This is a genomic window from Massilia aurea (genome assembly GCF_014200505.1).
In the GTDB taxonomy this organism is placed as follows: domain Bacteria; phylum Pseudomonadota; class Gammaproteobacteria; order Burkholderiales; family Burkholderiaceae_D; genus Telluria; species Telluria aurea_B.
Map to the genome: position 1 here is coordinate 416,971 of NZ_JACHBX010000002.1, position 12,201 is coordinate 429,171.

Annotated in this window: 9 protein-coding genes; 5 read left to right on the forward strand and 4 right to left on the reverse strand. The window is 65.8% G+C overall.

Translation table 11 applies throughout. From position 1 onward, the window contains the following. Nucleotides 1–13 precede the first annotated feature (13 nt). The 4 genes from HD842_RS11205 to HD842_RS11220 are packed head-to-tail and all read right to left on the reverse strand — an operon-like array spanning nt 14 to nt 4,901. Nucleotides 14–1,705, reverse strand: coding sequence for a M14 family zinc carboxypeptidase (locus HD842_RS11205; RefSeq protein ID WP_183554402.1), 1,692 nt, complete (start codon nt 1,703–1,705; stop codon nt 14–16). A 26-nt stretch (nt 1,706–1,731) separates the two neighbouring features. Then, nucleotides 1,732–3,279 (reverse strand): sensor histidine kinase, encoded by a 1,548-nt coding sequence (locus HD842_RS11210; RefSeq protein ID WP_229424721.1) that lies wholly within the window; start codon nt 3,277–3,279, stop codon nt 1,732–1,734. Next, nucleotides 3,276–4,247 (reverse strand): hypothetical protein, encoded by a 972-nt coding sequence (locus tag HD842_RS11215; protein ID WP_183554404.1) that lies wholly within the window; start codon nt 4,245–4,247, stop codon nt 3,276–3,278. The genes HD842_RS11210 and HD842_RS11215 overlap by 4 nt, the downstream gene beginning before the upstream one ends. 3 nt (nt 4,248–4,250) lie before the next feature. Continuing rightward, complete coding sequence (locus HD842_RS11220; protein ID WP_183554407.1) at nt 4,251–4,901, reverse strand: response regulator; 651 nt, start codon at nt 4,899–4,901, stop codon at nt 4,251–4,253. 508 nt (nt 4,902–5,409) lie between these two features. On the opposite strand from HD842_RS11220, the gene HD842_RS11225 reads away from it, so the two are divergent. From HD842_RS11225 to HD842_RS11245, 5 genes are all read left to right on the forward strand, one after another. Beyond that, nucleotides 5,410–7,662, forward strand: coding sequence for a M28 family peptidase (locus tag HD842_RS11225; protein WP_183554409.1), 2,253 nt, complete (start codon nt 5,410–5,412; stop codon nt 7,660–7,662). 109 nt (nt 7,663–7,771) lie between these two features. Beyond that, nucleotides 7,772–9,403 carry a M28 family peptidase gene (locus HD842_RS11230; protein WP_183554411.1) on the forward strand — a complete coding sequence of 544 codons (1,632 nt, stop codon included), beginning with the start codon at nt 7,772–7,774 and terminating at the stop codon, nt 9,401–9,403. A gap of 103 nt (nt 9,404–9,506) precedes the next feature. Further along, nucleotides 9,507–10,358 carry an alpha/beta fold hydrolase gene (locus HD842_RS11235; protein WP_183554413.1) on the forward strand — a complete coding sequence of 284 codons (852 nt, stop codon included), beginning with the start codon at nt 9,507–9,509 and terminating at the stop codon, nt 10,356–10,358. Beyond that, entirely contained in the window at nt 10,351–11,406 is a 1,056-nt protein-coding gene (locus tag HD842_RS11240; protein ID WP_183554416.1) for an AI-2E family transporter, read from the forward strand. Before HD842_RS11235 ends, HD842_RS11240 begins: the two co-directional genes overlap by 8 nt. 208 nt (nt 11,407–11,614) lie before the next feature. Next, entirely contained in the window at nt 11,615–12,199 is a 585-nt protein-coding gene (locus HD842_RS11245) for a hypothetical protein (RefSeq protein ID WP_183554418.1), read from the forward strand. Nucleotides 12,200–12,201: the final 2 nt, after the last annotated feature.

The window sequence follows — 12,201 nt, forward strand, 5'->3', positions numbered from 1 at the left end:
CAGCGCGTAAAGTTCAACGTTCGATCATGAACACCGGATACCGGCGCCACTCCGGCTCGCGGTAGCGCGCGCAGTTGGCGAAGATGAAGTCCAGCACCGCTTCCTGGTTCGTCAGCAAGCCGGGATGTTCGCCCTTCCACTGTTCGAACTTTGCTGCCAATTCGGGCTCCTGCACCAGCAGCCGCTCGGCCTCGTCCTCGAACACATACTCCGAATACGCTTCCTTCTTTTCCAGCACGCTGTTGAAGAAGCCCCAGCGGAAGAAGCTGTCATGCGCCAGCGGTTCGAGCGTCTCGACCGCATAGCGCGCATTGTCCTGGTCCAGCGGCACCAGAACATCCCCCGCGCGCAGCTGCACGCTGGCGTGGCGCCGTTCGAGCACCACGTCGTCATGGAACATATGGCCTTCGTACGCGGTCGGGCGCGAGGTCACGCTGTCGATCTGGTAGTACGCGACCTGCTGCATGCGGTCGGCGTCGATGCGCTCCATGCGCACGCCATTCCATTCCAGGCGCTCGATTGCCTCACGCCACTGCTGCGGCACCACATACGCCTGCGGCGCCGGCACGCTCGCATCCACCGGGAAGCGGTTGTAATAGGCGATGTCGCGTTCCCAGACGCTGCTGCGGTCGTAGTACAGGCGCGAATAGTCGCCCAGCACGCTCTTTTTATACTTGGCTTCATACCCTTTGAAACGGAAGCTCGACGGATTGGCTTCGTCCATCTTCCAGCGCACCGGCCACTCGGCCTGCGTGCGACCAGCATCCTTGGCCGCGCGGCGCAGCGCCTGAATGCGCGGTGCGTTCTGCACGGTGAAGGCCAGTGCGACGTCGACCAACGCGCGCATCGATTCGTAGCGGTCCCGGAATGGCTTGAGCATATGGGTCTCGGGCATGAAGCCGATCGTGTGGTGCAGCGCTGCGTAGCCGGTCGAGAAGCGTGCGGTTTCCAGAAATTCGGCGATGCCGTGGTCTGGGCTGTCCTGCACCGGGTTCACGTACGGGCAGGTGGGCCAGCCGCGCGCGTCCATCCCGGCGTACATCGCCGGCAGCATCTCGGCGCGCAAAAATTCGCCCAGGCCACCACCGAGCTTGTCGGCCTGTGTGTGGATCAGCGTCATCGTGTAGCTGTAGTCGGCGCCGTTGGACGTGTGGGTGTCGACCATCACGTCCGGGTCCCAGGCCGTGAACAGTTCGTTGAACACGCGCGCCGTGAGCGTGTCGCACTTGACGAAGTCGCGGTTCAGGTCGAGGTGGCGGCTGTTGCCGCGAAAGCCGAACTGCTCCGGCCCGTCCTGGTTCACGCGCGACGTGTCGGCGCGGTTGAAGGCGCCGTCGACGTTGTACAGCGGGACGAACAGGAACACGGTCGTACCCAATGTGGCCAGGCGCTCCGGCTCGACGCAAAAGTCGCGCACCAGCGCCATGCAGCCATCGACGCCTTCCGGCTCGCCCGGGTGGATGCCGTTATTGTTGAAGAAGACCGCGCGCCCGGCGGCCTTGATCGCGGCGCGGTCGAACACGCCGTCGCTGCTGACCACACCGGCGTGGATCGGCACGCCGGCATCGGACACGCCCACCTGCTCGAAGCGCAGCACTGCCGGATACTGGCGCGCGAGGTCGTGATACCAGGCGATGCAGTCGGCCCAGGTGGTGGTCTGGTTCAGGTTGCCTTGTTCGTACGGCGTGAGGGGTGCAGTAGCCATGTGTTCTTCGCTAGTAAAAAGGATGCTTACAGGATGACGCCGGAAGGTGCGGCGGGCGCAGTCGCCGTGGGCGCGGCCGGCGCCGGTGGCGCCAGCGTCAATGGCAGGGCGATGGCGACATCGGTGCCTTCGCCGGGGCTCGAGCGCACCTCGATCGTGCCATGCAGCGCGTAGGCGCGCTCGCGCATGCCGATGATGCCGATGCCTTCGGAGGCGCTGGCCGTATCGAAGCCGGCGCCGTCATCGACCACGCGAATGCGCAGCATGCCCTTGCCTTCGTCGAGCAGCAGGCTGACGTGCGCCGAGCGCGCCGCGGCGTGCTTCATGACGTTCGACAGCGCCTCCTGCACGATGCGGTAGGCCGAAATGGCCAGCTCGTTGGACAGGCGCGCGAAGTCGCCTTCGCTGTGCAGGTCGAAGCGGCAGCCAGATGTAGTGTCGTAATGACGCACCATCTCTTCGACCGCGCCGTGCAGGCCGAGCATATCGAGCACCTCGGGGCGCAGGCGGCGCACCAGGCGCCGGCCGTTGGCGTACAGGTCGAGCGCGAGCTTGGTGATGGCTTCGGACTTGCGCTTGATTTCCACCACCTCGGGGCCGGCAGGCGCCTTGGCCGCCAGCAGGCCGATCGCCTGCGCCTCGAGGCGCGCCGCGATCAGCGACGCATTGAGTTCGTCGTGGATCTCGACCGCGATGCTCTTGCGTTCGTCCTCGATGATTTCATTGACCTTCTGGATCAGTTTGCGCTTGTCGGCATCGGCGCGCAGCGCTTCGTTGCGCGAGGCGAGCAGGTCGCGCGTACGCTCGGCCACCTTGTTTTCGAGGTCGCGCTTGGATTCGCCCAGCGCCAGCGACATCTCGCCGATCGACGATTGCAGCTCGCCGATCTCGCCGCCGGTGGTGACCGGCGGATGGACGCGGAAGTTACCGCCCCGGATCTGGCGTAGTGTGCCGATCGCCTCGCGCAGCGGCACGATCAGCGAGCGCGCCAGCACCCAGGCCAGGATACCGCTGGCGGCCAGCGCCAGCGCCGCCATCGACAGCTCGATCTGGAAGCGGTCGGTCTGCTTGGCCATCATGTTCGCCGGCGACATCGTCACCCGCACCCAGCCCACCACTTCGGTGGTCAGTGTGGGCGGACGTGAATCGCTCGACGCCGACACGTGCGGCGTGCCGTTGTCCGAGAACAGGTTGATCCACACGACCTGCTTGCGGATCGGGGCTTCGTAATAGTGCGACTGGGCGTCGGCGGCCGATTCGGACACCACGCGCACGGCGGCGCGCCCGCTGCCGTCGATGACGTCGACGCGGTAGATGCTGCGGTCGGACTGCACCAGGCCATTGATCGTCAGGCGCAGATCGGACAGGTTGCCCGAGATGACGTTGTACTCGGACGTCTCGGACAGCGCGCGCGCCAGGATGCGGCCACGCTCGGCCAGCTCTTCGGCCACCTGCGCGCGGTGCGCGTACCACGAGTACCAGACGAAGGACGTAAACAGCAGGATCACCGGCAGCATCGTGATGACGGCCATGCGCCGCCCGACACCCCAGCCGCGCCAGAAACGCAGGTTCATCGCGCCGCCGGCGCCGGCGCTGGGCGGGCGAAGTTGCGCGCCGCATCCGTCACGCGCAAGTCGAGCGAGCTGGCCACGCCTTCGTTGATGATGGTGCGGAAGTAGCGCGGGAACTGCGGCGCAGGCAGTTCGCCGGTACGCACGAAATCGGCCGTGAGCTCGGCCACCTGGGCGTTGATTTCTTCGACTTCCGAATACGTGGTGGCCAGCGCGCCGACCTTGACCATGTCGGCCGAAAAACCGATCACGCCCTGCTTGCGGCGGTAGGTCGAGAGCAGGATGTTGCGCACGTTTTCGGCGTTGTAGATGTCGCTGTCGGGCAGCGCCAGCAGCGTCTCGGCGCGCGTCATGCTGTTCAGCGTGTGATTCAGGTCGTCGCCCGGCGTGAACATCTGGATCTCGGCAGCGTCGTGCAGCACCGGGCGCAGGAAGGCAGTGTCGGGGCCGAGCAGCACGCCCACGCGCACCGGCCGGCCGTACACGAGTTCGGCCAGGCGCATCTGATCGTTCGGCGCCGGCTCGGCGTACACCGCCGTGATGGCGATGCGGCGTGGCTTGGGCAGGCGCGCCGTCAGGCCGCGCCATACCTGACTGGACGTGTAGGCCGAGATGACAACGCAATCGCAGCGGCGCGACAGCGCATCGCGCAGCGCGGTCGGGCCGATCGCGATATACAGCATGCGGCGCTTTTGCGCGAGCTCGGTGCGAAACGCAGCAAACGTCGGCACCAGGCGCTTGTACAGGTCGTCGACGATGCGGTGCGTGACCGCGCTGTCGTCGCCGGTGATGATCTGGAAGCGGTAGCCCTGTACTTCTTCGCGCTCGCGCTCCGTTTGCGTGGCCTGCGGGGCCTGCGCGGCGTGGGCGGCATGGGCGCTGCTGGCGGCCAATGCCAGCGTCATGGCGATCAGCGGGACCAGTGAACGCGCGCGTGAAGCGTTCTGCATCCGGCGCAGGAGCTTGGCCATCGCTTACGGCTCGATCAGGCCGTGCTTGACGGCCAGCAGGGTGATGCTGGCCTGGCGGTGCACGCCCAGCTTTTCCTTGATCGACTGGCTGATATTGCTGATGGTCTTGGTCGACAGATCGAGACGCTCGGCGATTTCGGCGTTGGTCATGCCCTCGGCCATGAACTTGAAGATTTCCAGGCCACGCTCGTCGAGCTGCGACTGCGGCGTGACTTCACCGCGCACGGCCATGCTGGCCAGGCGCGACGCGATATGCGGCAGGAAGTACAGCTTGCCCTCGTGCGCGTGACGCACGGCGGTGGCCAGGTCGGCCGGGTCGCAATCCTTGGTGACGAAGGCGTGGGCGCCGAGGCGGTAGGTTTCCTTGATCAGACTATCCTGGTCAAACTGGCTGAGAAAAACGATCTTGGCCGACGGATCGGACTTGAGGATGGCCTGCGCCGCATCCATGCCGGTCAGCTCGGTGCCAAAGCGCATGTCGAGCACGGCGACGTCGGGCTGCTCGGCCGCGTACAGCGCGGTGGCCTCGCTCGGGGTCTTGGCCTGGCCCACCACCTGCATGCCGGCCGCTTCGAGCGACATGGCAAAACCGGTCATGACGATGGGGTGATCGTCGGCCAGCATGACGCGGATGGGTTTGTTCTGATCTGCCAATTTGTTCTCCTGGCGCGGGGGCCTATGGTGCACATGCGTTGCGCGTGCGGTGCCTGATGCGGCATGCACGGCCGGGGCAATGGGCCCCGGGAATAGAGGGGAATTATTTCACACAACGGGCGTGGAAGCGATGGGTAAAAAGGCGCATACGGCATGCGCTATGCGCTGCGGGGACGCGTTGGCTGGACGTGCCGGAAACATCGTCGCACTCCAAAACACCGAAGAATAGAATTAAGATTACTTCATAATAGATTTGCAAATTGCTAGGCCCTAGCATATATTTATTCCATCAGCTGCAAATATGCACCCTTCAACAATACGCAGGGAGGTCGATATGCATTGTTTTCACGTTCATGATGGCGTCGGTAGCAAGCCGGCAAGTTTGCCCTCATTGCCGGACCTGGCCTATGTCTGGACACTCTCGTAGTCAAAACCGTCCTCTTTCGCCCGCCCCTTCTACCCGGCGGGCTTTTTTTCGCCCTGATGACAGGTGCATGGAGAACAACCGATGGATGCCGTCCGCGCCGTAGCACCAGCTTTACACATCACGGGTTTCAGACATGCGTTTGCCGGCGCTGCTGCACTGGCCGCCCTCGCCGTCCTCGCCTGGCAGGCGCTGGCCCCGCCCGATGTGCCGGCGCCCGTCGCATCGGTTGCCTCCCCCGCATGGGCCGCGCGCGCCAACGAACATCAGCGGGTGCTGGCAGCCAATCCTCGCTCGATCGGCGGCAGAGACAATGCAAACGCGCGCACTTATCTGGTGACGCAACTGCGTGCGATGGGGCTGGCGCCTGTCGTACAGCCCGCCACCGTCCGCACATCGGTCACCCGGCTGTTCGGCGGCATTCACCACACCATCGGGATCGTGCACAACGTCGTCGCGACGATTCCCGGCAGCGCGCCCGATGCTGCGCAGCGTCCTGCCCTGCTACTGGCAACCCACTACGACAGCGGCGCGGCGCCGCGTGACGCCCTGCCCGGCGCGGCCACCGCCAGCGCCCTGCTCGAAACCGCCCGCGCATTGCGCGCCTCCCCGCCGGCCAACGATATCGTGCTGCTGTTTGCCGACGGCGAGCGGGTTGGCATGCTCGGGTCCCGAGGATTTGTCGAACAGCACCCGCTGGCCGGCCGCATCGGCATGGCGCTCCGGTTCGATGGCGCCGTCGATGGCCCGCTACACATGCTGGAGGCGAGGGGCGCGGGTGCACCGGGCCTGGCGGGCTGGATGCAGGCGGCGCCCGAGCTGCGCGGCGCATCCGCGAATGCGACGCTGGCATGGCTGCTGGGCGACGCGCCCCATATCGGCCCGCTCACCCGGCTCGATGCGCCGGTGCTGCTGTTCGGGGGCGGCGAACCACGCGCGGCCGATACCGCGCCGCGCCAGTTGGGCGATGCCATGCTGCGCCTCGCCCGCGCCTATGGCGCGGCGCCGCTGGCACCAGGCGCGCAGGCAGCGCACGTCTACTTTTCACTGCCCATCATCGGGCCCGTCCACCATGCAGCGTGGCTGGTGTGGGTGCCGGCGCTCCTGTCCTGCCTGATGCTGGCGCGCGCATGGCGCGGACAGTTCGGTGAGGACGGTGTACTCGATGCAGCGCAGGGCGCGTTCGGCGTGTGCTTCCTGCTGCTCGTGGTACGCGTGGGCACCTGGAGCTGGGATCACGAGCTGGCCGCCGCCGGCCTGGCCGGTGCACACCGCCTGCCTTTGACCGTTGCCGTCATCACGGCCGGCGTGTTCGTGGCCGGCCTGTACCTGCTGCGCCGCAGTGTTGGCACGGCCGCGACGGTGCTCGGCGCGCTGGCCTGGCCAACGCTGGTGCTGCTTTTCGCCGCGGTGTTCCTGCCAACGCTCGCGCCGCTGCTGGCCTGGCCGCTGGTGGCGGCGCTGGGCGCATTCACGCTGCTGCATACGCGCTGGGGCGAACGGCAAGGATCCGGCGTGCGCCTGCTGGTGCTGCTGGCCGGCCTGGCGCCGGCCGCGAGCCTGCTCCCGCCGGCGCTGCGCGATGCATGGATCCTGCTCGCACCGGGCCACATGCATGTTCCGCCGATGCTGATGGCGCTGCCCATGCTGTGCTTTGCCAGCCCCCTGCTGATGCTGCGGGGCATGGCCGCCGTCGCGGGCGCGCTGGCACTGGCGCTGGCCGCCTGCCTGGCACTGCCGGATGGCGCGGCGGCACCACATGAACAGGCTGCAGAACCCGGGAACCTCGAGGGGCTGGTCTATTACAAGGACATGAACTCGTGGCGCGCTTACTGGCTGCTGCCGCAGCAGCCGCTTGACGACTGGCGCCGCGACCTGTTCGCGGGCCGCGCGAAGCCGACCGTCTTCGTCGAGGTGTTCGGCCTGCGCAGCGCGCCCCAGTGGTACGCCGTCGCGCCGCGCGACGATGCGATCGCGTTTCCCGAGTGCTTCATCCTGCGCAACCACGTGGGGAAGGTGCGGCTGGCCAGATTCACGGTACGCTCGGCCAATCGCGCCCCGCATATCGCGCTGGCCATGCAGGGCGCCAGGGCACTGCGCTCGCGTGTCGACGGCGTGACGCTCAGCACGACGGAAAGCGCGTGGTCGCTGTCGCTGTACGGGATGCAGGACCGGGTGCTGCAAATCGAGATCGAAAGTGAGCCCAACGAGATCTTCGCCATCACGGTGCAGGAACACATTCCCGGCCTGCCACGGCACCTCATGCCAGCGGGCGCACACGACGTGGCGCCGCAGGTGGGCACGACGATGTCGACCGATATCCTGCGGTTTTACTGACAAGTTGTCATAAAATGGCCGCGCGCGCCACGAGTGCGCCCTTCCCGATGAATGGCTTGATTAACCATGCAGCGTCAACTTCGCGGCATTCACTTCGCAGCAGGACTCCATGCACAAGATCGTCTCTTCCCTCATCCTCTCCGCTCTCGCCGGCAGCCTGGCGCTGGCCTTCCCTACCCATGCCCAGACCAGGGCCAAGGCCACCGTCCAGGAAGCGCCGCTGCGCGCGCACATGGCGTTCCTGTCATCCGACGCACTTGAAGGCCGCGGTACCGGCCAGCGCGGCGGCGAGCTGACCGTCACGTATCTTGAAACGCAAGCCGCCGCCGTGGGCCTGAAACCCGGCAACGGCAAGAGCTTCCGCCAGCCGGTCAAGATCGCCGGCGTGCGCTCGCTGCCCGAGAAGAGCAATGTCGGCATCGTCGCCAACGGCAAGGCCGTGCCGCTGCAGTTCGGCGCGGACTGGGTCTGGGGCCCGGGCGATGGCAAGGCCGATCACACGCTCGACGCCGAGATGGTCTTCGTCGGCTACGGCATCGTGGCGCCGGAAGAAAAGTGGGACGACTTCAAGGGCATGGACGTCAAGGGCAAAGTGATCGTGATGATGGTGAACGATCCGGCGCCGACCGCCGCCGAAGCGAACCGCTTCAACGGCGCGGGCCTGACCTACTACGGTCGCTGGACCTACAAGCTCGAAGAAGCGGCGCGCCAGGGGGCAGCCGGTGTCCTTCTGATCCACACCGATGCATCGGCATCGTATGGCTGGAGCGTGGTGCAGAACAGCTGGGCCAACGCCGAGCGCTTCCAGCTCACCGAAGGCAAAGTGGGCAGCGGCCTGCAGGGCTGGATGACCGACGACACGGCGCGCAAGGTGTTCGCAGCCGGCGGCCAGGATCTCGACAAGCTGCGCGCCGCCGCGGAAGACAAGAACTTCAAGCCGGTCGCGCTGAATGCCCGCGTCAAGGGCGAGGCGCGCGCGCAGGTGCGCACGCTGGAAGAGTTCAACGTGGCCGGCGTCGTGCCGGGCACCGACCCGAAGCTGAAAGACGAAGTGGTGATCTACTCGGCGCATTGGGATCACATGGGCAAGCAAGGCACCGAGGGCGACACGATCTTCAACGGCGCCGTCGACAACGCATCGGGCACCGGCGCGCTGCTGGCGATGGCCGCCGAGGCGGTGAAGAACCCGGCCAAGCGCAGCCAGATGTTCCTGTGGGTCGGCGCCGAAGAGCAAGGCCTGCTGGGCAGCGCCGCCTACGTGGCCGCACCCCTGTGGCCGATCGCCAAGACCGCCGCCAACCTGAACCTCGATAGCCTGAACTGGGTCGGCCTGGTCAAGGACGTCAGCGTGCCGGGCAGCGAGCGCACCGAACTGGGCGCGATGGCGGCCACGGTGGCCAAGTCGATGGGCCTGGTGATTGCACCAAGCAAGCCGGACCTGGGCGGCGGCTACTTCCGCAGCGACCACTTCAGCTTCGCCAAGGCCGGCGTGCCCGCCTTCTCGGTTGGCGCCGGCAGCAGCTGGGTGAAAGACGTCGACGCGAACAACGCCAAGGCCAAGACCTACCGCGCCAAGTACCACCAGGTGGGCGACGAGTACGATCCGAGCTGGGATCTGTCGGGCATGGTGCAGCAGGCGCAGTTCACGCTGAACCTGGGCCGCGCAGTGGCCGATGCGCCGAAGATGCCGACCTGGAAAGCGGGCGACCCGTTCGGCAAGGCACGCGAAACGGCGAAATAATTCGCTTGGGTAGCAGGACCTGAACGGGCTGGCGTGCATGACGAGTGCGCGCCAGCCCGTTTCTCGTTGTAGCATCACGCCATCGAGCGATGAAAGGCATGCAATGCAGGAGAACGAACTGACGCTGGGCGATGGCCGGGTGCTGCACTATTACGACTGGAAGCCGGAGTTCGAGGAACCCGAGCTGACCGTGTTCTGGCACCACGGCACGCCAAACATCGGCAAGCCGCCTGCCCCGCTGTTTGCTGCCGCGCTCGAAATGGGCATCCGCTGGATCGGCTACGACCGGCCCGGCTACGGCGGCTCGAGCGCGAAGAGCGGCCGCGATGTCGCCTCGTGCGCCGAAGACGTCGCGCGCATCGCCGACCAGCTCGGGATCGAGCACTTCGCCGTGATGGGGCATTCGGGCGGCGGACCGCACGCGCTGGCCTGCGCCGCGCTGCTGCCCAAGCGCGTCATCGCGGCCGTCAGCATCGCGGGCCTGGCGCCGTTCGATGCGGCGGGCCTGGACTGGTTCCAGGGCATGACCGCATCGGGCGCGGCAGCGCTGCGGGCGGCCGCGCAAGGTCATGCGGCCAAGGTGCAGCACGAGGGGCTCAATCAGGAATTCGATCGCGAGATGTTCACGCCCGAGGACTGGGCCGAGCTGTCCGGCACCTGGTCGTGGTTCGACAGCGTGGTCCGGCCGGCGCTGAGCGAAGGCCCGGGTGGCCTGATCGACGACGACCTGGCGTATGTCGCGCCATGGGGCTTCGACTGCGCACGCATCGTGCAGCCGGTGCTGCTGGTGCATGGGGCGCAGGACCGCGTCGTGCCGTGTGCGCACAGCGAGTGGCTGGCGCGCAGCTGCCGCTCGGCGCGCCTGTGGCAGCGGCCGGATGACGGGCATATCTCGGTGTTGAACAGCGCAGCGTCGGCGCTGGCGTGGTTGCGGGAGCAAGCGAGCGATGGTTGAACACGACGCTGACCAGAACTTCATGACCACTTACAAATTCAATCTCCCGCGCGACGCCGCTACCGCGATCTTTGTCGCCTGCCTGCTTCTGGCCCTGACACTGCACGCGGTACCCGCGCTGCTGGCCGGTCTCCTGGCATTCGTGCTCACACGGGGCCTGCTGGGCATCCTGCGCACGCGTGACCTGTACAAAAAGCTGCGTTCGCACGAATTCATTGCGAGCTTCGTGGTCGGCCTGGGGTCGATCGCCGTGCTTGCCATCATCACCGTTCTGGTGGTCCGGCTGCTCGAGGGCGAATCGTTGCGTGCGTTCTCGCTGAAGGTGGCCGAGACGATCACGCAGATCAAGCAGTTTCTGCCGCCGGCGCTGGCTGAGTACGTGCCGCAATCACTCTTCGAGATGCGCGAACTGGCGTCGGACACCTTGAAGGAGCATGTCAATGCGGTCGCGGGCATCGGCTCGGGTATCCTGCGCAGCCTGCTGTTGACCGTGATCGGCTGGATCACGGGGGTGCTGGCCGCGGTGAGCATTACCGTCACACCGACCGACGAAACAAGACATTCCGTGTTTTACAGGACTTGGCATCGCCATTGGAGCATGCTGGCCACCGCTTTCAAGAACGTGGCCTGGGCGCAGACCAAGATTGCCGCCATCAACGCAACGCTGACGGGGATGTACCTGTTAGCCGTGATGCCGGCCCTGGGCTGGCATCTCCCCTACGTCAAAACCCTCATCCTGGCGACGTTCCTCTTTGGGCTGCTGCCCGTCGTGGGCAATATCGTGTCGAACACCCTGATCTGCACGATCGCGCTGAGCGTTGCGTTTCCGGCCGCGGTCATTTCAGCCGTGTTCCTTCTTGTCATCCACAAGCTGGAATATTTCCTGAGCGCGCGGATTCAGGGCCATCGCATCGGCGCAAAAGTCTGGGAGCTGCTGATCGTGCTGTTCGCGTTCGAGATCATGTTCGGGCCGGCCGGCATGGTCGCGGCACCCGTCATCTACGCCTTCGTCAAAGCCGAGTTGAAGCGGATTCGCTGGTTGAACTGACGCCAGGCCACCTGGCGTCAAACATTAAAATTGTTGTAATAATCTCCCGTCTTGGTTTACCAACTTGCGAATTTGGTTGGGCCAATCTAGAATCGATGAACCGGTTAGGCGCGATGCATCGTCCGGTAGCCTGACGCATCAACCAGATCGGCACGGGCTCTGACATCGAGCCTTCTTCGCAGTTAAAAAAATACAAGCCGGAGACATCTTGAAAACCAAACATCTACTGCAAGCCCTTGCGCTCGTCGCACTGGGACAGGGGGCCGTGCACGCGGCGCCCCTGATGCTGCAAGACACCAGCATCACTGCCACCTACAACGGCGCGGCCGACGGCATGCTCGGACTGGATCACGGCTTCGTGGCCGGCCCGGGCGCCAATACCAGCAAGCTCGACCCTACCGATACCGGCGTGGAGTTCTTCACGTCGGATTTCCTGTTCGGGATCGACTTTTCCACTGACGGCTTGCTGACCGTGATCGCCAACTATGCCGTCGCGCCCGGCGCCTACAGTATGCGTTTCGATCTTGGCGGTGCATTGCCAGTCACGGCGTTCACGTTGGCAGGCATGGGCGGCGTTACCGGCATTCCTGGCCTGTCGATCATCGACAGTCACACGATCGCGCTTGACCTGAGCGGAGTCGACTGGAGCGAATTCGGCGCACTGAGCGCGCGCCTGGAAACCGGTACGGCGGTGGCGGTGCCTGAACCCGGCGCGCCCGCGATCCTGCTGGGCGGCCTGGCTGCACTGGCGCTCGTGCAAAACGGACGCAGCGGACGCAAACCACGCGCCTGACC